Below are 23,705 nucleotides of genomic sequence, written 5' to 3' on the forward strand. Positions count from 1 at the left end.
TCTATTCTATCGACTTGCCGGGGTTGTGCAAATAGCAAAGCAGGAAATCTTTTCCTGCTTTTTGTAACTCAAAAGTTTACGATTTACTTTTTAAGCTCAATACGGCCACTTATAGTATCCATTTCAACGTCTGCATTGCCGCCATTAATAACAAACTCAAGCTCACTGGCTGGGCCATATTTGGCTTTTTTTACTTTGTCATTGCTAAGCTCATTAATAATTTTGCCATTGGCATGGGCTTCAATCTCAAATTTAGCCGATACATTAGCAGGAAAGAAAAACTCTGCATCGCCACTTACCGACTCAAAACGTACATCTGCACTGTCCAGTAGCTCACCAATACGAACTTCAGCTTCACCATTTACAGTGTTTATACGTAGGTTTTTGATGCTAGCCAGCTTAAAGTTTATGTCACCGTTCACATTTTCAAGACGAACATCGCTCGCGCTTGATGACGACTTAATATCACCATTCACAGCGCTAAAGCGTAACTCCCCACTAGACTGTTCATCATTTATTTCGCCATTTACCGTTTCAAATTGAATATTACCGCTCAGGTTTTGTGCATTCACATCACCGTTAACGCTGGTTAGCTTAATATTACCTGCTAAATTTTGTGCGGTAATTTCACCATTAACCACATTTACTTCTGCACCATTTTTAAGTGCTTTAGCTATTACCGATACATTAACACCACGAAAGTCTAATGCGCTGCTATGCGGCATAAAAATAGTTAGTTTAGAGCCATCGCCATTACTGCCCCAGCCCATTTTACGTGGCATTTTCACAACAAAATATGTATTGTCGCCTCTTGTTTCGAGCTCAAAACCTTCTGCCTTATCGTCAAGCTCGCCCACTACTTTAAACTCGCTTTTATCCCAACCAGCAATACTTACATCACCACGCTGATTCTCAATAAAAACAGTACCCTCTTTTGGCACCTCTATTTGTTTATCAATTTTTTCTCCTGCAAGTACAGCAAGTGGAAATAAGCTTAATCCTAGTAAAATTGCTTTCATGTTTTCTCCTAAATACTTTGCCAACGAGGTGCATGCACCTTATTAATCAAATCAAGTTGTTGTTGATAAATCTGCGCTAACATTGTTAGCAATGCCTGGTTTTGGGGTTCGTTTTTAAGTGCTTGCTTAATGGCATACTCTGCCTCCTCAAGCTCTTGTAATTGTGTTTGCCAATTATCGGTTAAGGCGTCTTGATTTTTATACTGCACCAGTAAGCTTTGCTTTTGCTGTGCAAAATAGTCACTTATGGCCACAACCGGTTGTGGTTTAGGGTTGATTACAAACATATTGAGCGCCACTAGTGCAGCAACGGTACATGCCGCAATTGCGCTTAACTTTGGCCATAAAGTAACGGCTGATTGCTCAGGCTCATTGGTATTTACAATGGCTCTATCTATGCCTGCCCACAGATCTTTTTGTGGCGTTATCTCTTTATCAAGCGTGTTTAATGATTTATCTAAAAAGTCGTCAAAGTTTGGTTTATTCATTTTCATACCACTCTTGTAATAACTGCCTTGCTCGATGATATTGTGATTTGCTTGATCCAACGGCAATACCCAATTGATCTGCTATTTCTTCATGTCGATAACCTTCTACTGCAAACAATACAAACACCATCCGTGCACGCTCAGGTAACCTAACAATTAGCTTATCTAAGCCGTTTAAGCCTTTACAGTCTTTAGCCGATTGCTCATCCATACCGTCTTGTTCAATGCTAACGACTTTTTGTACCCAGCTTTTTTGTTTACGTAAGTAGTTAATCGCAATATTACTCGCCACACTGTATAACCAAGTAGAAAACTGCGAACGACCATCAAACATTGCTATTTTGTGCCACACCTGAACAAACACTTCTTGCGCAGCATCCTCAGCGTGTGACTGATCAGCTAATAAGCGCAAGCACAAACCGTAAACGCGCTTTATATGCAATTGGTAAAGCATTGTGTATGCACTTTGATCACCCGACTTTACGCGCTCAATCAATGCATTTTCGCACTCAGCGGGTTGATCGGGTTTAACGTGTAACATCCGTGATATCACCTTTTAATTATTATGGTATTGGTACCATTTCCAGTGTATTGATAAGTTAGACGCAATAACAGCGGTAAAAGGTTTGAATGAAATGAAAATAAATTTAAAGAATTTAAATTCTAAATAAGAAGAGTATTAGGAGGCTTTACCACATTAATAATAAAAAAACTGAATTTTAGGCACAAAAAAGCCGTGCTAAAAGCACGGCTTTTGTCGCTTAATTTAAAATTAAGCTTCAGCGATTACGATTACTTTGATAGTAGCCGTTACGTCTGTGTGAACAGAAATTGATACGTCAAATTCACCAGTCTCACGGATAGTACCTAGAGGCAAACGAACTTCTGACTTAGCAACTTCAACACCAACAGCTGAGATAGCGTCAGCGATGTCACGAGTACCGATTGAACCGAATAACTTACCTTCGTCACCAGCTTTAGATACTAAAGTAACTTCTGCTAATGCTTCTAGTTTTTCAGCGCGTGCTTGTGCAGCAACTAACTGTTCAGCGATTTTCGCTTCAAGTTCTGCGCGACGAGCGTCAAACGTTTCAATGTTAGCTTTAGTCGCAGGAACTGCCTTACCTTGAGGGAAAAGGAAGTTACGTGCGAAACCAGATTTAACTACAACCTGTTCACCTAGGCTACCTAGGTTAGCGATCTTATCTAGTAGAATAACTTGCATGTTTCTACACCTTTTAAAAACTGTTAATCCGCTGCTTACTTATGTAAGTCAGTGTATGGAAGAAGGGCTAAGTAGCGAGCACGCTTAATAGCAGTTGCTAGCTGGCGCTGGAATTTAGCGCTAGTACCTGTAATACGGCTAGGTACGATTTTGCCACTTTCTGTAACATAGTTTCTAAGAGTAGCTAGATCTTTGTAATCGATTTGTTGTACGCCTTCCGCTTTAAAGCGGCAGAACTTACGACGTCTGAAATAACGTGCCATGAGATTAATTCCTCAAATAATTCTTTCTATATGCTGAGCATGCAAAACCAATTGGCTAAGGCCGTTACGACCTTCGTGGCGATTTAAAAAACCACTCACTTGCAATGCCTGCCCAACGTGCAAATGTTGAGTCTGTTGTTGCATTTGCTTTCCACTGGCAACAACCTGAAGCTTTACATAACTATTACGGTTAAGGTCTGCTTCGGTTTGCATCGATTTATGTTCTAAAACAAAAATGCAATGCGGGATGCCAGCAGGGCTTTGGCTTAACTTGGGTGTTTTACAAACTACCCCAGATAAAACCAGCTGATTCATAAAAGGGCTAACCATTTATATTTACCGCCAGTTAAACGCCATGCTTGGACTCAAAACAATTAAGCAGCTGGTGCTTCTTTCTTCTCTTCTCTTGCAAGAGGAGACGCTTCAGTTACTGCAGATTTAGTGCGGATAACTAAGTTACGAAGCACTGCATCGTTGTAGCGGAAAGTAGTTTCTAGCTCGCTGATTACTTCAGTAGGTGCTTCAACGTTCATAAGAACATAATGAGCTTTATGAAGCTTGTTAATTGGGTAAGCCAATTGACGACGGCCCCAATCTTCAAGACGGTGGATTGAACCACCAGCTTCAGTGATAGAACCAGTATAACGTTCGATCATACCAGCAACTTGCTCACTCTGATCTGGGTGAACCATGAATACGATTTCGTAATGACGCATGGATATTCCTTACGGTTAATAGAGCCTTCTACCGTTTCGGCCGGTCGGTTTAAGGCAAGGAATTAATAGTTTAAAAGCCGAAATGAGCGCGCATTTTACGCTTAGTAGGATAATTAAGCAAGCAGGTTTTTTAAGCTTTAATAGATAAGTGTTAAAGCTATTGGGTGATGGTACTCGATGCCCCGCTATCAATAAGTAAATTGAAAGTAAGTGCCTTCGTTTTTTTGAAAGTCGCTGAGCTTGCTCGCACAAAAAAATCAAAGCTTTTAATTAATAAAGCCCTATATGTGCTCCTAAAATATAAACGTTTACTCAAGCCTAAAGTCGTGCAATTATTAAGCAACACATTATTAAATAAGGATATTTATGAAGCTCTTATTATCGCTTGCCTTGATACTTACTTTTAGCACCTCTTTTTTTAGCTATTCAAACACCGCTACAACCGACATAACCGTTGGTAAAAAAGTTATTCTACAATCAAAAATACTTAACGAAGATAGGCCAATCAGCATCTTCATACCTGACACTGTAAAAGACGACCAACCGCTTTATGTTATTTATTTACTTGATGGTGTTGAGCACTTTCATACGGCGTCTGGCGTTATAAAGTCCCTTGTTGATTACGAGCAAATACCTAATGCCATGCTTGTTGCTATTGATACAACTAACCGTGTTCGTGATTACTTACCCAAAGTAGAAGGCGAGCCTAAAACGGAGTTTCAAACCTTTGTTAAAAATAAGTGGCCTGACGCTGGGCAAACCGATAATTTTTTAAAGTTTGTGTCTGATGAACTCATGCCATACATAAACAATAATTACTCAACTAACGGCTACAACACTTTAATTGGTCACTCTAACGCTGGTACATTGGCGCTTTATACTTTAGTTAATCAGCCTGAATTGTTTAACAACTACATAGCTATTAGCCCAAATAGTTGGTGGAGTGACGAAGAGTTAAAAAATAATATTATTAAATACACTAAAAACCCTAAAGGCGCTCAAGAGTTATTTATTAGTGTAGCGAGTGAAGGCGCACGTTTTTATACAGGCGCATTAAATACGTTAGTAAATTTAGAACAACAAATGCCCACACAGCTAAAATGGGAATATAAGCATTACCCTACTTTTACTCACATGGGCACCATACTGCCAGCAATTAGCGATAGCCTAATTCACTTGTTTAGCGACCTAATATTTAAAGTAACAGACGAGCATGGAAAATTTGCTGATGTATCGCTTATTACCGGTTACTACCAAGCACTGAGCGATAAGTACGGATTTGAGCTTAAAATTCCACAAGATGTGTACGTAGAATTTGCCCACCGCCAGCAAAAGTTTGGTAATACTAAAAAAGCAATAACGACGCTTAAACACTTTACTCGCGATTACCCAAATGCAGCCTACTCCCACATGCGATTATCTCAAGGGTACACAGCTGACAAACAATTTAAGGAGGCTGTTACTAGTATGAAACACGCACTAAAACTTGCTAAACAAAATTCGCGCGACCCACTGTTAATTGATGCACTCAAAGATATGGTGAATGAAGCCCAAGCCAATTTGTAACTAATTTAACGCAAAGCGCTTTTTAGCTAACGATAGTAATTACGAGCTATGCTCGTCGCGTGAAAAGCGCAGCTTTTAATCTGTTTCACACTACTTAAAAACAAAAACCGATGTTTAAATTAAACATCGGTTTTTCTTTTCTAAAAGCTGACAGCTAAAAACTAACCACTTTACCTGTTGGGTTTCGCTTCGCTCAACCCAACCTACTTATTTACCTATCGCTTCTTTGGCGAATAGGTGTTTTATTGGGCCTAGGTTATCAACGAGTGACAGCCCAACTCCGCGTATTAGCTTTTTAACTGGGTTTGCGCCTTCAAATAACTCTTTTAGCCCTTGCATCATGGCTATGTGTTTTTGTGCGTCGAGCTTGCGGGTACGCTCGTAATCACGAAGCGTGCGGGTGCTTGCAAATTCTTTACTATCACTTGTGAGTAACTCAATTAAATACGCGGCGTCTTTTAGGCCTAGGTTCATACCCAGCCCTGCCAATGGGTGAATGGTGTGCGCTGCATCACCCATTAATACCACTTTGCCGCTCACCCATTGCTGGGCGTAACGCATTTTAAGTGGAAATGCTACGCGTTTACTTTGCACTTCACACAGGCCGCATTGCCCATCTATGGCAGCCATTACGGCTTTATTAAAGTCGTTGTCGTCCATTGCTAGTAATTCATCGCAATGGTTAGGGCTGGTAGACCACACAATAGAATGAGTGTTAGCGTCACTCAATGGCAAAAATGCCAATGGCCCCGTAGGTAAAAACACTTGTCGCGCAGTATTTGCGTGTGGCTCTTTTGTTTTTACTGTAGCAACGAGTGCATGGTGATCGTAATCTTTAAAGGTCAGCGCCATATTAAATTGTTTACGAATAGCTGAATTTGCGCCATCAGCCGCCACCAGCAGCTTAGCAATAATAGGCTCGCCGCTTTTAAGGGTTACAAATACGTCTGATTCACTTTGGTGTATTTGCTGGTATTCGGTATCAAACATTAGCGTAGCATTGCTTTGCTGCTCTAACTGTTTAATAAGTGCAAAGCGAATAATATCGTTTTCAACTATATGACCTAAATGGTCGAGCTCAAGTTGTTTGTTATTAAAGGTTATTTTACCAAAGCTGTCGGCATCGCGAACATCCATATGGGTATATGCACATGCACGCTGAGCAATAATTTGAGGCCAAACGTTTAATTGCTCTAATAATGTTTGGCTTGCAATACTAAGTGCGCTTACGCGTAAACCGTATTCATCAGTTGGAGGGGCTTGTGTTGATGCTGCATCGAGTACTACAACACTAATATTAGCCTTAGCAAGCCCAAGGGCTAACGTTAGCCCCACGCAACCACCACCAACAATACACACCTGTGTTTGCTTCATAAACGTGAACCTTGTTTAACTTGCCCCATTAATTGTTTTGCTAACGGGGCTTTTAATGCGGGAAATAAATCCATTGAAAACAAGCCAATGCTTCGCCCAAGCGCTAATACTCGAGATGAATTTGAAAACAACCTTACTAAGGCATCTGTTAAAGTCATCACTGTTTTTATATCTTGGCTGCGCAACTGGCCATACTCGCGTGTAAACGCATAGCTCCCTAACTCATTAGGGCTATTGGCAATTAAATCACTCAGTACTTGTACATCACGCAAGCCTAAATTAAAGCCTTGCCCTGCAATGGGATGAATAGCATGAGCAGCATTACCAATAACCACCGTTCGATGAGCTATTAACGATTCGGCTTGTCCATATACCAGCGGGTAGCTTGCGCGCATACCCACTTTAACAAATTGCCCTGCGCGGTAACCAAAGGCTGATTGTAATGCACTTAAAAACTCGATTTCATTTAAGTCCATGTATGAATTAATTTGCTCTTTTTCCATACACCACACCAATGAATATCGGTTATTGCTCATCGGTAATAGTGCCATAGGGCCATGCTGAGTAAAGCGTTCAAAGGCATGGTTATTATGCCCTTCGGCTACTTCTATATTGGCAATAATAGCGCCTTGCTCATAAGGCTGAGTATTAAAATTAAGGCCCAGCAATTGGCGTGTAGGAGATTGCGCGCCATCGGCTACAATAATTAGCTTGGCATTAAGTTGTTCGCCACTTTGCAAGGTCAGTGCGTTGCTATGCAACGTTTGTTGTATTTCGATTACGCTATCAGGGCAAAATAAGCTAATGCTTGATTGCACTAACCGCTGATGAAGCGCGCGCCCAAATGGATTAACCTCAACTACATACCCTAAAGAAGGTTTTGCAAATTCAGTGCTTTGAATATGGGTTTTACCAAAATGACCTCTATCCGATACGCTCACTCTTTTAATAGCAGAGGTGTAAGGGGCATTTTGGTCAAATAAATTAAGTGTTTGTAAATACTCTACCGATTGCTGAGCAAGCGCAATGCTTCGGTCGTCAAAGCTTGGGTGGTATTCATCGGTTACTTGGCTTGCTTCTACCACGGCAATGTTTATTGAGGGGTTTATTTTAGCAATGCTAAGTGCACAGCTTGCGCCAACTAAACCGCCACCAATTACTACAACATCAAACTGCTTAGCCATTGTGCTCTCCAACTTGTTATGCGCTTTTAGTTTGTTGCATAAGTGCTTGAATATCGCCAATGGTTTTAGGCACGCTTAAGGTAAGGTTTTCATGGCCTGATTCGGTAATGAGTAAATTATCTTCTATACGAATACCAATACCTTTGTACTTTTGTGGCGCGTTTGAGTCTTCGCTTATATAGAGTCCTGGCTCTATGGTTAAAACCATACCAGGCTCAAATGCTCGCTCAACGTTATTTATTTTATAATCACCAACATCATGCACGTCTAACCCCAGCCAATGCCCAAGGCCGTGCATGTAATATTCTTTACAGGCTTGTTGCGCCATTAGTTCAGTAAAGTCGCCAGTTAAAATACCTAAGTCAAGTAAGCCTTGCGTTAGTACTTCCATTGCTAATTTATTAGCGTGGGACAGGTAACCACCGGGTTTAATTTCTTCAAAGGCAGCCAGTTGTGCGTTAAGAACAATATTATAAAGCGCGGATTGTTCTTCACTAAACTGGCCATTTACCGGAAATGTACGTGTTATATCGGCTGCGTAGCCTTGTAGCTCACAACCTGAATCAATAAGTACTAGATCGCCATTTTTAAGTACATCGCTATTTTGCGTGTAATGCAGAATATTAGCGTTATCGCCGCTACCTACAATTGTGCCGTAAGCCGGATGAGGTGCGCCGTTCATTGCATAATGATGATGAAGCTCTGCTTCTAATTGAAACTCAGTTGCTCCTGCATGTGAAAAGCGCATAGCTCGCATGTGGCCACGGGCGCTAATTTCACAGCCTTCGCGCATTACCTCTATTTCACTCGGCGATTTAAACAAACGCATTTCATGGATAAGGCCGCGAATTTCTTTTAACGTACTCGGTGCTTTAAGGCCTTTGCGAGCCCCGCCACGAAGTGTGCCTAAAAGCGTAAACACTTTACTATCAAATGAATCATAAGCGCCTTGTGCAAAATAAATCGCATTTTTACCATTTAGTAGCTCAAGCAGTTGCTCTTCTAAATCACTTAATGGGTAGGCCTCGTCAAATAAGTAGTCGCTTTTGGCTTTATCAAAACCAACACGTCGGCCATGCCAAGTTTCGGCTAATTTGTCTTTATCAAGGCAAAATAGGGTGCTGGGTGTATCGCTGTTGTTACAAAGCACCAATACAGCATCGGGTTCGTTAAAACCGGTTAAATAAAAAAAGTCGCTGTCTTGTCTAAAAGCATAGTCAGTATCGCGGCTTCGCGTTACTTCGCTAGCAGCCGGAATAAGCGCAATGCTGTTATCGTCCATTTGTGCAAGTAAGCGTTCTCTGCGTGCTTTAAACTCTGACTTTTTTATTTCAACCATTATTAGCTAACCCGTTGTACTTTTTAATTAAGTTTAATGAAGCGTTTTTTTATCACTTTGGCTGCTTTGCTCTTTACCAAGCTCGGCAAAACAAAGTAGTGCCGATACACGTACATATTCAATAACTTCGTGAAGTGCGTTAGCATCTTCTTCGGTTTCTTCAAAAGTGGTATCTAGGCGTGTTATTTCGCTAAAGTCGCTAATTACTTCTTTCACGTCAGCCGACAGCTTACCGTAATCTTTTTGCTTTAAACCAAAACCAAGCATAAATCCCGATACCCATGATACGAGGCCATTAGCCTGATCGATGAGTGTCTCGTCATCACTTGGTAAAAATAAATCAAACTGAAACTCTTCATCGTTAAAGCTTGCAACAACTTGCTTATAAATAGTGCCAAAAAATGCTTTTAAACCATTACCGAACGATTCACCATCGTTGAATACATCGCTTAAAAGGCCTAGGTACTCCTTGTCGTCAATACTTAATCCACATGCTAATAAACCACTAATAACACCATGCGCTTCGGCAGGGGAAACAAATATTTCGTTTTTTTCTAAAAGTAGTTGAGCTTTTTCGTAATCTGGTAAATCGTTCATAATCAAGCCTTCGCTTTGCTAGTTAAAGCAATGCTACCACTCGATAAAAAGCAACTCCAATTAATTGTATGATCACGCTCAAAAACTACGCAATAAAGTAAACAGCGAGTTAAAGGTGTGGGAAAACTAAGCGAACGACTTAATTTTTTACGTTTTGGGTTTAAGGATTGGCATATGTCTTATATACTTAATTTGTTCCCTGGGATACTGGAGCTGGGTTAAGTCCCTGAGCCGATAAATTTTATACCAGGGTTTCTGTTCGTTTACTATTGTGCAAGCTTGGCATGTACCGAGAAGCCTACGGTAAACCGCAGATTCCCGCCCTGAAACCTTCTGGTTTCAGGACTGAAACCGAGTACCGTATCTTGGGGAACACCATCATCTACTCGCGTTTTAACACGCACACTCAAACCTCTTTATATATCCACTTTTATCTATTTAACGCCTTAAATAATTTTCAATTTTGCATAGCTAAAAACAAAAAAGCTGCAGGCAATTGAATACCTACAGCTTTTGTATCAACACGTTTTGTGTATTATTTAAACCAGCCTTGAAATCGTTCCATCAACATATAATTGACTGGTACTAGCAATAAAGTAATAAAGGTCGCAAAAATTATCCCAAACCCTAAACTAACGGCCATAGGTATTAAAAACTGCGCTTGTGTGGCTTTTTCAAACAGCAGCGGCATTAAACCTATAAAAGTGGTTAAACTGGTGAGCATAACTGGGCGAAAGCGCGATGCACCAGCAAGTTTAACTGCCTCTATTAAATCGCCACCTTCGCTGCGTTTTTTATTAATAAAATCAACCAATACAAGCGAATCGTTCACTACGACACCTATTAACGCAAGCATACCTAGTAGGCTCATAATGGTTAAATCCATCCCCATTATCCAGTGCCCTACTACTGCGCCAATCATGCCAAATGGAATAACACTCATAACAATAATTGGTTGCATGTATGACTTAAACGGAATAGCTAATAGCGCATAAATTATAAAAAATACAAACACTAGCGCCCAAGCCAATGAGCCAAACGACTCTCTTTGCTCTTTAGCTTCACCTTCAAGTTTATAATCAACCCCCGGGTATTGCTGCATTAGCTCGTCTAAGTATTGTGCGAGGTCGGCTTGAAGCACCGTCATGTTGGTGTTGTTTTTTTCTATATCAGCCGTCACGTTTAGTGTGCGGTAACGATCAATACGGTTTATAGTCGATGGGCTTTGCCCTGCCGTAAGCGTTGCCACATGCGACAATGGTACAGAACCGCCATCGGGGGTGTTTATTAGTATATTTTGTAAATCAGCTATCGAGCGGCGCTCATCAATAGGTAAACGCACCATTACACGCACGTCGTCTCGTCCGCGTTGGATACGTTGAACTTGCGAACCAAAAAACGAATTTCGCACTTGGCCTGCCACATTTACACGATTTAAACCAAGCGCTAAACCTTGTTGTGTAAGCTCTATACGTAATTCTTCTTTACCATCAGACATACTATCGGCAATATCAAACACCGTTGGGTAAGTTGCTAAACGGTTTTTAATATTATCAGCCACATCTTGGAGTATTGTAAGCGAGGTGCCACTTAATTGAACGTCTATTGGGTCTGAACTTCGACCAATTTCAGCTCTAAATGTTAAGCTTTCAGCGCCAGGGATCACACCTATTAAATCGCGCCACTCACTTGCAAGCTCGCGTGAGCCTATGTCTGATTCACGCTTTTCTGCAGGTGTAATTTCAAAGCGTACCGCCCCAGAGTTCGATACACCACCGCGCCCGCCTGTAGTGGCGAGTATGTTTAAAATAACGCTTTCGCCTGTATCAGGGTCGCGATATTTATCTTGTAATTGCTGGGCCTTTTCAGACATATCAATCACGTATTTATTGGTTACTTCAAACGGTGTACCCGTTGGCAGTGTTAGGTTAACCCGTACGGTTTCGCTAGGAATTCGTGGGAAAAAGATAAACTTAGTCCAACCGCTAGTGATCATGGTTAAAATAATAAAAAATACCCCAACAAATAAACTGACCGTTGCTAATTTATGGCGTAAAGCAGTGTTTAATATAGGTTGGTAATATTTTAAAATTGCACTTTCAAAGCCATCTGCAAAGCGTTGTTGAATTGCTTCAAGCTTCGATGGTTCACCCTTTTGGTGGCGTAATTTTATGTATTTTAAATGTGCTGGCAACACAAATTTAGATTCAATTAGCGAGAACAATAACACCGGAATAACGACTACCGGAATTTGCGCAAATAAGGCGCCGCGTGCCCCTTCAATAAATGCTAAAGGTAAAAAGGCAGCAACCGTAGTCAGCACACCAAAGGTAACGGGAGTAGCCACTTCTTGAGTACCCAATATAGCAGCCTGCTCACCCGATTTTGCCGTTTTTAAATGGGTATACACGTTTTCGCCGGTTACTATGGCGTCATCTACTACAATACCGAGCACTAAAATAAAGCCAAATAAGCTCATTATATTTAGCGTTACACCAAAAATTGGCATCGCGATAAATGCGCCCATAAACGATACTGGAATACCAATAAATACCCAAAATGCAATTGCTGGGCGCAAAAATAGCGTGAGCAGTGCCAAAACTAAAATACCACCTTGTAGAGCATTACTGGTTAAGGTTGCGATACGGCTTTTAACTAACTCTGAATCGTCATCCCAATAGCTTAGTTTAAAACCTTGTGGTAGCGTGGCCTGCTGTTCTTCAATGTAGTTTTTAACATCGTCTGCCACGGTTATCGCGCTTTGCGGGCCAATTCGGTAAACGTCTATAAACGCCGCTTGCTTACCATTAAAACGGGTACGCACTGGCGTTTCTTCAAAGTCGTCTTTTATTGTAGCAATATCACCTAGGCGAATAATTGTTCCGTCGGCTTGGTTTTTAACTACTATGCTAGCAAATTCGTCTTTGCGGTAAGCCTGCCCTTTTGAGCTGATCAGTACATCGCCACCTTCTGTTTTTAAGTTACCGGCAGAAATATCAGAACTTGAATTAGCAATCGCACTCGATATTTGCGCAAGGCTCAGGTTATATTGGCGAAGTGTGTCTTGGCTAACTTCAATGGCTAACTCGTAGTCTCGTACACCACTTAGCTCTACCTGCGTTACATTAGGTAAACGCAGTATTTGATCTCGCACTGTTTCAGCGTATTCACGCGTTTCTTTTTCGCCGTAATCACTTGATACAGTAACAGCTATTACTTCTCTTTTGCGCTCAGCCAGCGCAACAATTGGTTTTTCGGCATCGCCAGGAAACGTATTAATCGCATCCACTCGGCTTTTAATATCAGCCAACAGCTCACGAGGATCGTAACCACTTTCAACCTCAATGGTTACAGAGCCTGACCCCTCTGACGAGCGGCTAAATATTTGTTTAATGCCCTCTAGGTCTTGCACCGCTTCTTCTATACGAATTGTTACCCCCTGCTCTACATCTTCAGGGGTTGCACCACGCAGGCTAACACCTACGCTTATCATGTCTGTTTCGAAAGACGGAAACACCTCAAGTGGTATTTTACTCGATAAACTAAATAGTCCCGACAACAACAAAGTTACTAACAATAAATTGGCAGCAACATGGTTTTTGGTAAACCAAGCAATCATGCTTTATCTCCTTGCTTGGCTGCGCGACGTTTTTTTATTAACTCTTCGACACTGATACCAAGCTCTTTTGCTTTTTGCTCAAGTTGCTCTCGCGACGGGCGCATACCTTTAGGTTTTTTTTCTTTTGGCTCTTCACCTAAAATACTCACTTTAGTGCCCGAACTAACTTGACCTAGCGGTGTGATAACCAACTTGTCGTTTGCTTTTAATCCTGTCTTGATCATTGCTTGGTTTGCGTTTTGCCATGCAAAAGTAACGTCTTTACGTTTTAGTACATCACCCTCAACTACGTAAACATAGGTGCCTTGATAAATTGTACTGTTGGGAATGATCAACGCATTTTGTACCGTTTTGCCTGCAATTTGTGCCTTAATGTATTGGCCTATTTTAATTGGGTATTGGTTACTCTCGGTTGATTTATATGGGTCGTCTATTTTTGCTACCACGTAAAGTTGCTGCGCGTTTTCGTCAATTGCGCCTTCAGTGCGTGCAAGTTGGCCTTGCCATGTTTGTTCGCCAACTAAATCAGAGCTAAATTTAACTAACGAACCGGCTTGGTTTTTAGCACCATCACGGTATTGCTCTGGCAGGTTTACAAACGAAAGGTCTTTATTTTTTATTGGTAAACGAATTTCTACGCTATCAATAGCGTAAATCGTGGCAAGTTGGGTATTGTTACTCACTACTTGGCCTAAATCGACGCTGCGACTCAGTATGCGCCCAGCATAAGGTGCAGTAACCTTTGTACGCTCTAAATCAAGCTCTGCTTTTTCAAGTGTAGCTTGAGCCGATAACACTTGTGCCTGCGCCGCTGCTAATTGTGGCTCACGCAATACAAGACTGCTGGCTTGGCTTGAACCACCAAGGCGCTTCCAATCAGTCAGTGCTTGTTGCCCGCGGGCTTTTTCTTCCAGTAAGCTTTGCTCTGCTGTGAGTAAGTTAGCTTGTGCAGATTTAACCTCTGCCTGATGATCTCTATCATCAAGCTTTAGTAACACGTCGCCTTTTTCAAAAAAACCACCTTCTCTAAACTCGTCACTCACGTCGATGATTTGCCCTGACGCTTGAGCAACAAGTAAACTTTGTGTGCGAGGCTTTACTGTACCGTAGCTGTCTATCATTACTTGGTAACGTTGAGGCACAACCTCTAATACCGACACGCTAATAGCTGCTTTTGGTGCAGAGCCAAAACGCCTCGCTTCTGGCGGGTTACTTTTGATAAAAAACACAATTAAAAGAGCGGTAACAACAACCGCGGCTGGAATAATAATTTTAGCTGTTTTAGTTTTCATCGTTGTTACTCTTTAGGTCGCTTGATGGTTTTTCAAAATCACCACCAAGGGCAACATGTAGGTTGATTCTATTTGCAATTAATTGATTCTTAATTTGTATTAATGAACTTTGCGCATCGAATGAGCGATCTTGTGCATCCAATACTGTGGTGTAAGTGACTAAGCCACTTTGATATTGCTCAAACGATAACTGCTCGGCAGCAAGTGCATTTTTTTGCGCTTCAAGTGTGCTTGTATATTGAGCCTTTAAAGATTGCTGCTGCGAAATCGCGTTTTCTACATCACCAAATGCATCGTACAGAGTTTGCAGATATTGCTGTTCTTGCTTTTGTGTATTTAGGCGTGCAATTTCTTCATTGGCTTGTAAACGTCCCCCCTCAAAAATAGGTGCCGAAATACTTCCTAGCAAAGACCATGCAAGGCTTGAAGGAGAAAACAAATCACTCACCCTGTCTGTGCTATCACTTAAGCTTGCAGTTAAATTTAAACTAGGAAAGCGCTGTTTATGTGCGTAAGCCAATGACGCATCGGTCGCCAATAGTTCGTACCAACTAGCAAGTAATGCAGGCTTTCGGGTAATAAGTTCAGATGGAATTCCCAGTGGAATTTCTGTGTTAATAACCGGTAAGTCATTACTTGCAGAAATTGCTCCTTTTGGGTACTCACCTAATAAACGCTCCAGTAGTCTTGCAGCACTGGATAGGCTGGCTGTTTGAGTAGCTATGCGTGAACGTTCGTTATTTAGCTCATTGCGGGCTAAATAAACATCGAGCGCTTCGTTTATACCTTGGCGGTAACCCGATTCAATTATATCGAGATTTTGCTTAGCATTTTCTTCACGGCGTTTATATAAATCGAGTAGCTGTTGTGCAGACACAACATCAAACCATCCTTGAACAACATCCGAAACAAGCTGCTGTTTAGCCTGTTCAAAACGCGCTTTTTGAGCTAAATATGAAAGGTTAGCTTCACGTTTTGAATCTGACAGTTTGCCCCATAAGTCAACTTCATAATTTAAGTTTAAGCTTACGGAGCTAGCATTATTATAACTAACAGGCCGATTATCTTTACTTCGGCTAGTACGCGTAGATAAATCTAAGCTAGGCCAAAGGTCTGCCCCGGACGCTATAAGTTGCTGCTTAGTAATGGCAACATCGTAGCTGGTTTGTAATAGTTGCTGATTGTTTTTAAGCGCTTGGTTAACATATTTTTTCAGCAATGGCGTGTTTAGTTGCGTTAACCATTCATCATCCACTTGCAAAACTGAACTTGCTGCTTGTTGTTGCCACTGCTTAGGAACATTACTGGGTGCTTGTTGGCGCTCCTGTGGATTTATATTACTCGCACAGCCACTGAGCAGCATCACACTAAGTGCCAATAAAGTTGGCTTACATTGCCAAATCATAATTTAACCTAAATTACTGCTATTTATGAATGTAATTCAAGCACCTTGACTAATTTTGCTCAACTTACTTTACATAACATTACATAGATAGCGATGAGTGAACTAATAAGTAAGTTATACGGCAGGTATAGTTAAATGATCAGCAACTTTGTAAATATAAACACTATCAGATCACAACATTATTTATGTAGATTAAAATTAATTTATCAGGAAAAAATAAAGTGTTGTAAACGAGGTAGTGCAGCCTAACCAAATCGAAAGGGTAACTTGTACAGACTACTGATTTAGTGTTTTGATAATAGAAATAAGTTGATGAATGGTGCCGACTAACCGAGTCGAACGGTTGACCTACTGATTACAAGTCAGTTGCTCTACCAGCTGAGCTAAGTCGGCACACTAAACTGTGTGCTAAGGCACTTCATCAATTTTAAAGATTGATAAACTTATAAATGGTGCCTCGACCCGGAATCGAACCAGGGACACGAGGATTTTCAATCCTCTGCTCTACCAACTGAGCTATCGAGGCACTTAAACAGTGCTAATTAAATGTTATAGAAACACTTAACTAAAATAAATGGTGCCGACTAACCGAGTCGAACGGTTGACCTACTGATTACAAGTCAGTTGCTCTACCAGCTGAGCTAAGTCGGCACACTAAACTGTGTGCTAAGGCACTTCATCAATTTTAAAGATTGATAAACTTATAAATGGTGCCTCGACCCGGAATCGAACCAGGGACACGAGGATTTTCAATCCTCTGCTCTACCAACTGAGCTATCGAGGCACTTAAACAGTGCTAATTAAATGTTATAGAAACACTTAACTAAAATAAATGGTGCCGACTAACCGAGTCGAACGGTTGACCTACTGATTACAAGTCAGTTGCTCTACCAGCTGAGCTAAGTCGGCACACTAAACTGTGTGCTAAGGCACTTCATCAATTTTAAAGATTGATAAACTTATAAATGGTGCCTCGACCCGGAATCGAACCAGGGACACGAGGATTTTCAATCCTCTGCTCTACCAACTGAGCTATCGAGGCACTTAAACAGTGCTAATTAAAAATCTCAACCGATTTTTAATGTAACTCCCAACAACATCTACTAAGTCAGCTGTCTGGGCGTGCGGCGTATTAAACGAGTTTTGCCCTTACAAGTCAACTTTTTTTTTATCCTTTACGACTGTTTGAACGGTTTTCAAGCAACTCAGTACATTTTTTATTGATAACGTACATTTTTACCACAAACCAGTCTATATATATGAAATATTATAACTAAATCAGACTAAAACCGTAGTGAATTATTTTTGGTAAATGGTACGATTAGTTCAGATACCTATGCTAATAGCTAAAGTAGCAAAAACACATCAATGGGAACATTCAATGCAGAGTAAATTCTCTTCGCCGGTAAAAGGGTTATTACCACTTTTTTTTATATTTAATATTGCAATAACCGCACTTGCTGTATTCGGTTATTCGTTCTACATCAAAAACGATACACAAACAGTTAAACCTGAGCAATCGGTCAATATTAAAACACTCGCATCTACATTAAATCAGCCTATGATCGACGCGCTAACAATGTATGGCCAAGACAAGGTTAAGCAATTACTCGACTTAACATCCTCTTTAGATGATGAGTTTGAATACACACTTTATCGTTTCAGCGCGACTTCTGATACACAACTCGTTTATAGCAATAGCGAGACCGCACCTGAGTCCATCAAAATCACACAATATAATGAGAACACAGGTGTGTTGCATCATATTCTCTTGCTTAACGATCAGCCAATTGGTGAGCTAATTATAAAACAAGAGTTAGCTTCACCACCATTAAGCATGCAAGACTCTCAGGTAATTGCATATGGCGTTGCAATCGCAACTGTTATTTCTTTATTTATCTTCGCGTTACTTTTTAACGTATACATTAATGGCCGTTTACGTAAAAGCACTGACTCACTCTCGCAAGAACTTCAGGCTATTACAGAGCAAGGTAACTACAATAGTAATGTTAATGAACAGCTAGATATTGGTTTAGGCTCTGTAGCACAAAGTATAAATGTACTACTTAAGCAAGTGCAAACAGCCCTTAGCGATAACGAGTCGGTACAAAAAGAACTGAAAAAACTACAAAATGGTTTAGAGTCAGAGGTGCAAAACCGCACTATTGCACTCGAGCGAGAAACCTTAAAAGCTCAAAGAGCTAGCGAAACTAAAACTACCTTTTTGGCTACTATGAGCCACGAAATCAGAACGCCTATGAATGGTGTTATTGGCACTATCGATTTGCTTCGTCAAACAGACCTTGATGGTGCTCAGCATCGCTTAAGTACTATTATTCGCGAATCAGCATTCTCACTACTGAGTATTTTGGATGATATTTTAGATTTTTCTAAAATTGAAGCTGGTAAGCTTAACATAGACCCAATCCCCTTTTCAGTGAGCGACACCCTAGAAGAAGTAACTCGCGTTTTGTCGTCGGTCGCTAAAAAACGAGAACTCGATTTAGAACTATCAATTGCGCCAGATATTCCAGTAAATTTAGTCGGTGACAGCGTACGTGTGCGCCAAGTACTTTATAATTTATGCAGCAATGCAATTAAATTCACAAGCACCGATGAAAAAACCCAAGGCCATGTGAGAATTTCGGTTGAGGTTGCGCATAACACCGCCGACCACTTTACCTTGCGCTTTTGCGTAACCGATAACGGCAAAGGGATGACACAAGCTCAGCTAAGAGACATATTTAGCCCATTTGTTCAGGCTGAGAGTTCAATAACCAGAGAGTTTGGTGGCACAGGGTTAGGGCTTTCTATTTGTAAGAGCCTAACAGAGTTAATGTTAGGTACTATTCATGTAAATAGCCATGCAGGTATTGGCAGTGAATTTACCGTTGAGCTGCCTTTTAGCACCTCTGGTAAAATAAAATATGCTCATAAAAATGCCTTAGACGGCAAACCAATTATTGTTGTAAGTAACAACCTTCAACGCGAAAAAATAATGTACCGTTATTTATCGTTTATGGGTGCAAAAGTTATTTATGCGCACACAGAAAAAGAAATTGAACAACACCAAAACACAGAGGGTGCTATTTGGGTTGCTGACGGCATAGATAATATTGATGATATTAACTCTTTATTGAGGCGGTTATTGTACTCACTTGAGGATTACAATCAGCAAGTAGTCGTATTAAGCAAACTAGATGAAGCGGCCATTAATCATAAAAACATATTTTACATAAATGCATCTCCGCTTTGTAAGTCAAACTTTATGCTTTCTATTTTGGTTGCAGCAGGCTTACATCAACCAAAACAAATTAAAAAAGCAAAATCGCTAAATAACTATTTAAATATTGAGCAAGCTCGAGAATCAAATAAATTAATTTTGCTTGTTGAAGACAACCTTCTAAACCAGCAAGTTTTAACTGACCAATTGCATATATTGGGGTATGGCGTAGAGGTTGCCAACAATGGCGAAGAAGGCCTAGATATGTGGAGAAAGAACAATTTCTCACTTATTTTAACCGATCTACACATGCCAAAAATGTCGGGATACGACATGGTTGAAAAAATTCGTAACGAAGCTGAATTACTAGAAGCTATAGACGCACAACCTTATATAGTTGCAGTTACCGCTAACGCTCTCAAAGGCGAAAAAGAACGCTGTTTAGCAGTAGGTATTAATGACTTTATTACAAAGCCTATAGAACTCAATGCGCTTGAAGATACTTTAAAACGCTGGAGCGACAAGCAAGCTCCTAAGCAAACGCTAGCTCCTCAACAAAACACTGCATTGCCAATAGATATGGATGCAGTCGCCAAATACGTAAATGGCGATAAAGCAAAACAACTTCGCTTTTTCAAAATGTATTTAGAGCAAAGTCAAAGTTTAATTAAATCAATAAATTCAGGCGTTATGGTTAACGACCTAGCAGAAATAATTGAGGGTTGTCATCAACTCAGATCTATTTCTAAAACCATTGGGGCAGAAACAGTTGGTAAGCTTGCCGGTGCATTTGAAGATAAATGCAAAGCGGACGAACTAACAACTGATGAATTAATTGATTTACGCGACCAGTTAGAAATTGAATATTCTAAAGCGGCTCAATTTTTAAAAGAGCAAGTTAGAAAGGCAGAGGAAGAAAACGAAGAGTTTTAGCACTTAATAGCTAAATAATTAGCAATAAAAAGGGGCTTTGAGCCCCTTTTTTAATAAATTATTTATTTTTCTGGCGGTCTATAGCCTTCAATTTCTACGTCTTTACCTTCAAACAGAAAGCCAACCATTTGCTCTTCTAAAAATGTACGATGCTCTGGATCCATCATATTTAAATGCTTTTCGTTAATTAGCATAGTTTGTTTATGTTGCCATTGAGCAAAAGCTTCTTTAGAGATGTTATTAAAGATCTTTTCACCAAGCTCACCCGGGTAAAGTTGAAAACCAAGGCCTTCGGCTTCTTTTTGTAACTTTTGACAAAATACAGTACGTGCCATAATTAATTTCTCTTAAGCGTTAAATGCAAACAGTTTAACCTATTGGTGCAATTTGTTTAACCAACTTTTTAGTTGGTGCAGCCAAACCCACTTCTACTGATTGATCTAGCGGGTACCAAACTAGCTGGCGTTCGTTAATCACATCCGGGATTTGTCTAAGATTTAATATATGTGGGTTAATAGTCAGCTCAAAGTGAGAAAATACATGGGTAAATGGTGCTAATGGTTCAAGTTCTGATTTAAAGCCATGTTGAACTAAAAAGTCATCTAGCTGTTGGCGTTCAGCAAACTCAAAAAAACCAAACAATCCCCCCCAAATACCAGAGCTAGGGCGTTTTTCCATAAGAACCTTATCGTCACATTTTATAATTAGCTGATGACAGCTTTTTTTAGGCACTGCTTTTTTTGGCTTAGAATGAGGAAATTCTTTAACCTTACTAGCATTAAACGCACCGCAGCGGCTGTTTAACGGGCACGGCTCACAATCAAAGCGGCTACGTGAACATAAGCTTGCACCTAAATCCATCATAGCTTGGTTGAATTCAGTCACATTATTTTTAGGTGTTAATTGCGACGATAAATGCCAAAGCTGGTTTTCTACTTTTTTTACCCCATACCAGCCCTCCACCATAAAATAGCGTGCCAATACTCGCTTTACATTACCATCTAAAATGGGGTGATGCTGACCAAGCGACAATGACAATACAGCCCCTGCTGTAGAGCGCCCAATACCGGGCAAATCCATAACTTCCTCAAGCGTTTGAGGAAACAGCCCGTTGTATTTATCGCGAACTATCTTTGCTGTTTTATGAAGGTTTCGCGCGCGGGCGTAATAACCTAAACCAGTCCAGTGGTGAAGAACCTGATCTTCTTCGGCATTCGCCAAAGCGATAATATCAGGAAAGCTTTTCATAAACTTTTCAAAGTATGGGATCACAGTAACAACTTGAGTTTGCTGGAGCATAACCTCAGAAACCCACACTTTATAAGGTGTTTTACCCAATTGCCACGGCAGCGTTTTTCTGCCATGAAGGTGATACCAATCAACTACTTGCTTTGAAAACCAGTGAGACTGCTCTTTATTTAAGTCCAACATATTATACTTTTACTCATGCTCAATGGCGGGTCAGTCTATTGCAGTGAGTAAAAAGATCAAGCTATAGAGGCTGTAAAACCAGCTAATACTTGTGATTGAAGCCATCGTCAGGGATAATATGCAACCATTTTTAAACACATTGTTTTGTCAGGCCAATTAGATATGAGTGAATCAAGCAATACCAACCTAGAGCAAGCTAAGCAAGAAGGTAAATACATCCGCACCATTCGCAGTTTTGTAAAACGCGAAGGTCGATTAACCAAAGGCCAAGCCGCTGCAATCGAAAAATGCTGGCCAACAATGGGCTTAGAGCATAAAAACGGCATGCTTGATTTAAGCCAAGTATTCGGCAACAACAATGATGTAGTCCTAGAAATAGGCTTTGGTATGGGCAAGTCGCTTGTAGAAATGGCTAAAAATGCTCCACACCTAAACTTTATTGGTATTGAAGTACACCGCCCTGGCGTTGGTGCATGTTTAATGGATGCCGACGAAGCGGGCGTAACTAATTTACGCGTGTTTGAACACGATGCTGTAGAAGTGCTTGCTGATTGCTTAAGCGATGAAAGCCTAACTACATTGCAATTATTCTTCCCAGATCCATGGCACAAAAAGCGCCACCATAAACGCCGTATTGTGCAAACTGAATTTGCTGAAAAGCTTCGCTCAAAATTAAAAATAGGCGGTGTTTTTCATATGGCTACTGATTGGGAGAACTACGCAGAACATATGCTAGAAGTAATGCAAGCGGCTCCGGGTTATAAAAACCAATCAGAAACAAACGACTACGTACCTCGCCCAGATTTACGCCCTCTTACTAAGTTTGAGCAACGCGGCCACCGATTAGGTCACGGCGTTTGGGACTTAATGTTTGAGCGCACCAAGTAATTACACATTTATATTAATTTAACACATAGTAAGGCAAAGCCATTTATGAGCGTATTAACCAACCCAAGTTTACTGTTACTTCGAAATAGCGAGGCATTAACGGGTAAATCTATATTGGTGGTCAACTTTGTTCAAGATGGCTTTTTAGCTGAGCTTAAAACGCTGAATCCAAATAGCAAAATTACAGCGTTTAGCTATAACCATGCTAATGGTGAATTTGCTAAAAACACTCATGGCGTTGATGTGAGCGTTAACCACACCATTACCGGTAGCGATTATGACTTAGTTATTCTTTATTACCCTAAGTCAAAACCAGAATTGCTAATGGCGCTTGATAACATACGCGCGGTAATAACAAGCGATGCCGAGTTATTAGTGGTTGGCGAAAATAAGAGTGGTGTTAAATCGATTGAAAAACAATTAGCAGGCAAAGCTCAATATAGTAATAAGATTGATTCGGCTAAACACTGCGTACTTTACTCATTTTCTCAAATTGAGCTTAATGCGCAATTTGATATTAGCCATTACCATAAAACATTTACCGTTAGTATTGCCGATACATCATTTTCAGCTATCAGCGTACCTGGCGTGTTTAACCATGGCTGTTTAGACGCTGGTACCAAAATGCTACTCGAAAATGCCCCTTCAACCAAACAAGGTAAAGTACTCGACTTTGGTTGCGGTGCTGGCTTAATTGCGACCTTTCTGGGTTTAAAAAATACAGCTCTTGAATTTGTATGTAGTGACGTAAGCGCACTTGCAACCTACGCAACAACTCAAACTTTAAAGTTAAACGGGGTAACTGGTGAAGCAATTCTCAGTGATGGCCTTAAAAATATTAGTGGTAAGTTTGATTTGATAGTGAGCAACCCGCCGTTTCACACAGGAATTGCAACAGACTACAGCGTTGCTGAAACGTTTTTAGCTAACGCAAAACAACATTTAACTAAAAACGGAAAACTAACCATTGTGGCAAACAGCTTTTTAAAATATCCGCCAATTTTAGAAACACAATTTGAAACTTATCAAACTATTTTCAAAAACAATAAATTTGCCGTTTATAGTAGTTAAATTTTTTATATTTTAAGTTGAGCATTCTGCGTGCTCAACTTAGCAATAAAATATTACCTATTATTTTTATTT

The 23,705-nt window shown here is 40.4% G+C and carries 20 protein-coding genes, 6 tRNA genes and 1 other RNA gene; 5 read left to right on the top strand and 22 right to left on the bottom strand.

The features are described 5' to 3' along the window. Nucleotides 1-83: 83 nt before the first annotated feature. The 7 genes from ATS72_RS08510 to rpsF form a co-directional block, all read right to left on the bottom strand. Nucleotides 84-1,019 carry a DUF4097 family beta strand repeat-containing protein gene (locus tag ATS72_RS08510; protein ID WP_058430222.1) on the bottom strand — a complete coding sequence of 312 codons (936 nt, stop codon included), beginning with the start codon at nt 1,017-1,019 and terminating at the stop codon, nt 84-86. An 8-nt stretch (nt 1,020-1,027) separates the two neighbouring features. Then, on the bottom strand, nt 1,028-1,513 hold the full coding sequence (locus ATS72_RS08515; RefSeq protein WP_058430221.1) for a hypothetical protein: 486 nt from the start codon (nt 1,511-1,513) through the stop codon (nt 1,028-1,030). Continuing rightward, the gene (locus ATS72_RS08520) at nt 1,500-2,048 is read right to left on the bottom strand and encodes an RNA polymerase sigma factor (protein WP_058430220.1); all 549 of its coding nucleotides are present in this window, start codon (nt 2,046-2,048) and stop codon (nt 1,500-1,502) included. Before ATS72_RS08520 ends, ATS72_RS08515 begins: the two co-directional genes overlap by 14 nt. A 231-nt stretch (nt 2,049-2,279) precedes the next feature. Beyond that, a complete protein-coding gene (gene rplI, locus ATS72_RS08525) occupies nt 2,280-2,732 on the bottom strand; it encodes a 50S ribosomal protein L9 (protein WP_006793720.1) in 453 nt (150 codons plus the stop codon). A 35-nt stretch (nt 2,733-2,767) separates the two neighbouring features. Next, nucleotides 2,768-2,995: a 30S ribosomal protein S18 gene (gene rpsR / locus ATS72_RS08530; RefSeq protein ID WP_006793721.1), complete on the bottom strand. Its 228-nt coding sequence runs from the start codon at nt 2,993-2,995 to the stop codon at nt 2,768-2,770. A gap of 12 nt (nt 2,996-3,007) precedes the next feature. Next, nucleotides 3,008-3,325 carry a primosomal replication protein N gene (gene priB / locus ATS72_RS08535; protein ID WP_006793722.1) on the bottom strand — a complete coding sequence of 106 codons (318 nt, stop codon included), beginning with the start codon at nt 3,323-3,325 and terminating at the stop codon, nt 3,008-3,010. Between the two features lie 44 nt (nt 3,326-3,369). Beyond that, nucleotides 3,370-3,711, bottom strand: coding sequence for a 30S ribosomal protein S6 (rpsF, locus tag ATS72_RS08540; protein WP_006793724.1), 342 nt, complete (start codon nt 3,709-3,711; stop codon nt 3,370-3,372). 366 nt (nt 3,712-4,077) lie between these two features. Here rpsF and ATS72_RS08550 point away from each other — a divergent pair, with 366 nt between their 5' ends. Beyond that, nucleotides 4,078-5,277, top strand: coding sequence for an alpha/beta hydrolase-fold protein (locus ATS72_RS08550; protein WP_058430218.1), 1,200 nt, complete (start codon nt 4,078-4,080; stop codon nt 5,275-5,277). A 207-nt stretch (nt 5,278-5,484) separates the two neighbouring features. Here ATS72_RS08550 and ATS72_RS08555 read toward each other — a convergent pair whose 3' ends face one another. From ATS72_RS08555 to ATS72_RS08570, 4 genes are read right to left on the bottom strand one after another with little or no spacing between them, the layout of a single operon-like run. Next, nucleotides 5,485-6,651, bottom strand: a complete 1,167-nt coding sequence (locus ATS72_RS08555) for an FAD-dependent monooxygenase (RefSeq protein ID WP_058430217.1) — start codon at nt 6,649-6,651, stop codon at nt 5,485-5,487. Further along, nucleotides 6,648-7,835, bottom strand: coding sequence for a 2-octaprenyl-6-methoxyphenyl hydroxylase (gene ubiH / locus ATS72_RS08560; protein ID WP_058430216.1), 1,188 nt, complete (start codon nt 7,833-7,835; stop codon nt 6,648-6,650). The genes ATS72_RS08555 and ubiH overlap by 4 nt, the downstream gene beginning before the upstream one ends. 16 nt (nt 7,836-7,851) lie before the next feature. After that, the gene (gene pepP / locus ATS72_RS08565) at nt 7,852-9,174 is read right to left on the bottom strand and encodes a Xaa-Pro aminopeptidase (protein ID WP_058430215.1); all 1,323 of its coding nucleotides are present in this window, start codon (nt 9,172-9,174) and stop codon (nt 7,852-7,854) included. 33 nt (nt 9,175-9,207) lie between these two features. Beyond that, a complete protein-coding gene (locus ATS72_RS08570; RefSeq protein ID WP_008131954.1) occupies nt 9,208-9,771 on the bottom strand; it encodes a UPF0149 family protein in 564 nt (187 codons plus the stop codon). A gap of 193 nt (nt 9,772-9,964) precedes the next feature. Here ATS72_RS08570 and ssrS point away from each other — a divergent pair. Then, a non-coding RNA gene (ssrS, locus tag ATS72_RS08575) (6S RNA) lies at nt 9,965-10,147 on the top strand. Nucleotides 10,148-10,306: 159 nt separating this feature from the next. Here ssrS and ATS72_RS08580 read toward each other — a convergent pair. The 9 genes from ATS72_RS08580 to ATS72_RS08620 all read right to left on the bottom strand — a co-directional run bounded on the left by ATS72_RS08580 (nt 10,307) and on the right by ATS72_RS08620 (nt 17,129). Continuing rightward, nucleotides 10,307-13,390, bottom strand: coding sequence for an efflux RND transporter permease subunit (locus ATS72_RS08580; protein ID WP_010557864.1), 3,084 nt, complete (start codon nt 13,388-13,390; stop codon nt 10,307-10,309). Further along, nucleotides 13,387-14,682, bottom strand: coding sequence for an efflux RND transporter periplasmic adaptor subunit (locus ATS72_RS08585; RefSeq protein WP_058430214.1), 1,296 nt, complete (start codon nt 14,680-14,682; stop codon nt 13,387-13,389). Before ATS72_RS08585 ends, ATS72_RS08580 begins: the two co-directional genes overlap by 4 nt. Further along, nucleotides 14,672-16,087: an efflux transporter outer membrane subunit gene (locus ATS72_RS08590; RefSeq protein ID WP_058430213.1), complete on the bottom strand. Its 1,416-nt coding sequence runs from the start codon at nt 16,085-16,087 to the stop codon at nt 14,672-14,674. Before ATS72_RS08590 ends, ATS72_RS08585 begins: the two co-directional genes overlap by 11 nt. 317 nt (nt 16,088-16,404) lie before the next feature. Continuing rightward, nucleotides 16,405-16,480, bottom strand: a tRNA-Thr gene (locus tag ATS72_RS08595). A gap of 57 nt (nt 16,481-16,537) precedes the next feature. Beyond that, nucleotides 16,538-16,613 (bottom strand) — tRNA-Phe (locus tag ATS72_RS08600). Nucleotides 16,614-16,662: 49 nt separating this feature from the next. After that, nucleotides 16,663-16,738, bottom strand: a tRNA-Thr gene (locus ATS72_RS08605). A 57-nt stretch (nt 16,739-16,795) separates the two neighbouring features. Beyond that, nucleotides 16,796-16,871 (bottom strand) — tRNA-Phe (locus ATS72_RS08610). A 49-nt stretch (nt 16,872-16,920) separates the two neighbouring features. Beyond that, a tRNA-Thr gene (locus ATS72_RS08615) sits at nt 16,921-16,996 on the bottom strand. A 57-nt stretch (nt 16,997-17,053) separates the two neighbouring features. Beyond that, a tRNA-Phe gene (locus tag ATS72_RS08620) sits at nt 17,054-17,129 on the bottom strand. Nucleotides 17,130-17,468: 339 nt separating this feature from the next. On the opposite strand from ATS72_RS08620, the gene ATS72_RS08625 reads away from it, so the two are divergent. Beyond that, nucleotides 17,469-20,243 carry an ATP-binding protein gene (locus ATS72_RS08625; protein WP_058429752.1) on the top strand — a complete coding sequence of 925 codons (2,775 nt, stop codon included), beginning with the start codon at nt 17,469-17,471 and terminating at the stop codon, nt 20,241-20,243. 62 nt (nt 20,244-20,305) lie between these two features. Here ATS72_RS08625 and ATS72_RS08630 read toward each other — a convergent pair whose 3' ends face one another. Further along, entirely contained in the window at nt 20,306-20,578 is a 273-nt protein-coding gene (locus ATS72_RS08630; RefSeq protein ID WP_006794326.1) for an oxidative damage protection protein, read from the bottom strand. A gap of 34 nt (nt 20,579-20,612) precedes the next feature. Beyond that, complete coding sequence (gene mutY, locus ATS72_RS08635; protein WP_039038226.1) at nt 20,613-21,674, bottom strand: A/G-specific adenine glycosylase; 1,062 nt, start codon at nt 21,672-21,674, stop codon at nt 20,613-20,615. A 162-nt stretch (nt 21,675-21,836) separates the two neighbouring features. Here mutY and trmB point away from each other — a divergent pair, with 162 nt between their 5' ends. Both trmB and ATS72_RS08645 read left to right on the top strand, forming a co-directional pair. Next, nucleotides 21,837-22,562 carry a tRNA (guanosine(46)-N7)-methyltransferase TrmB gene (gene trmB, locus ATS72_RS08640; protein WP_006794328.1) on the top strand — a complete coding sequence of 242 codons (726 nt, stop codon included), beginning with the start codon at nt 21,837-21,839 and terminating at the stop codon, nt 22,560-22,562. Nucleotides 22,563-22,607: 45 nt separating this feature from the next. Continuing rightward, nucleotides 22,608-23,633 carry a methyltransferase gene (locus tag ATS72_RS08645; protein WP_058429746.1) on the top strand — a complete coding sequence of 342 codons (1,026 nt, stop codon included), beginning with the start codon at nt 22,608-22,610 and terminating at the stop codon, nt 23,631-23,633. Nucleotides 23,634-23,705 lie beyond the last annotated feature (72 nt).

It is taken from the genome of Pseudoalteromonas sp. 13-15 (assembly GCF_001468205.2).
Taxonomy (GTDB): Bacteria; Pseudomonadota; Gammaproteobacteria; order Enterobacterales; family Alteromonadaceae; genus Pseudoalteromonas; species Pseudoalteromonas marina.

What these genes read in the sequence shown, in the direction of transcription:
- pepP (WP_058430215.1), bottom strand. Translation starts at nt 9,174, where the DNA reads ATGGTTGAAATAAAAAAGTCAGAGTTTAAAGCACGCAGAGAACGCTTA.
- rpsR (WP_006793721.1), bottom strand. Translation starts at nt 2,995, where the DNA reads ATGGCACGTTATTTCAGACGTCGTAAGTTCTGCCGCTTTAAAGCGGAA.
- mutY (WP_039038226.1), bottom strand. Translation starts at nt 21,674, where the DNA reads ATGTTGGACTTAAATAAAGAGCAGTCTCACTGGTTTTCAAAGCAAGTA.
- ATS72_RS08515 (WP_058430221.1), bottom strand. Translation starts at nt 1,513, where the DNA reads ATGAAAATGAATAAACCAAACTTTGACGACTTTTTAGATAAATCATTA.
- ATS72_RS08630 (WP_006794326.1), bottom strand. Translation starts at nt 20,578, where the DNA reads ATGGCACGTACTGTATTTTGTCAAAAGTTACAAAAAGAAGCCGAAGGC.
- rplI (WP_006793720.1), bottom strand. Translation starts at nt 2,732, where the DNA reads ATGCAAGTTATTCTACTAGATAAGATCGCTAACCTAGGTAGCCTAGGT.
- ATS72_RS08645 (WP_058429746.1), top strand. Translation starts at nt 22,608, where the DNA reads ATGAGCGTATTAACCAACCCAAGTTTACTGTTACTTCGAAATAGCGAG.
- ATS72_RS08550 (WP_058430218.1), top strand. Translation starts at nt 4,078, where the DNA reads ATGAAGCTCTTATTATCGCTTGCCTTGATACTTACTTTTAGCACCTCT.
- ATS72_RS08625 (WP_058429752.1), top strand. Translation starts at nt 17,469, where the DNA reads ATGCAGAGTAAATTCTCTTCGCCGGTAAAAGGGTTATTACCACTTTTT.
- ATS72_RS08585 (WP_058430214.1), bottom strand. Translation starts at nt 14,682, where the DNA reads ATGAAAACTAAAACAGCTAAAATTATTATTCCAGCCGCGGTTGTTGTT.
- priB (WP_006793722.1), bottom strand. Translation starts at nt 3,325, where the DNA reads ATGGTTAGCCCTTTTATGAATCAGCTGGTTTTATCTGGGGTAGTTTGT.
- ATS72_RS08570 (WP_008131954.1), bottom strand. Translation starts at nt 9,771, where the DNA reads ATGAACGATTTACCAGATTACGAAAAAGCTCAACTACTTTTAGAAAAA.
- ubiH (WP_058430216.1), bottom strand. Translation starts at nt 7,835, where the DNA reads ATGGCTAAGCAGTTTGATGTTGTAGTAATTGGTGGCGGTTTAGTTGGC.
- ATS72_RS08590 (WP_058430213.1), bottom strand. Translation starts at nt 16,087, where the DNA reads ATGATTTGGCAATGTAAGCCAACTTTATTGGCACTTAGTGTGATGCTG.
- ATS72_RS08555 (WP_058430217.1), bottom strand. Translation starts at nt 6,651, where the DNA reads ATGAAGCAAACACAGGTGTGTATTGTTGGTGGTGGTTGCGTGGGGCTA.
- trmB (WP_006794328.1), top strand. Translation starts at nt 21,837, where the DNA reads ATGAGTGAATCAAGCAATACCAACCTAGAGCAAGCTAAGCAAGAAGGT.
- rpsF (WP_006793724.1), bottom strand. Translation starts at nt 3,711, where the DNA reads ATGCGTCATTACGAAATCGTATTCATGGTTCACCCAGATCAGAGTGAG.
- ATS72_RS08520 (WP_058430220.1), bottom strand. Translation starts at nt 2,048, where the DNA reads ATGTTACACGTTAAACCCGATCAACCCGCTGAGTGCGAAAATGCATTG.
- ATS72_RS08510 (WP_058430222.1), bottom strand. Translation starts at nt 1,019, where the DNA reads ATGAAAGCAATTTTACTAGGATTAAGCTTATTTCCACTTGCTGTACTT.
- ATS72_RS08580 (WP_010557864.1), bottom strand. Translation starts at nt 13,390, where the DNA reads ATGATTGCTTGGTTTACCAAAAACCATGTTGCTGCCAATTTATTGTTA.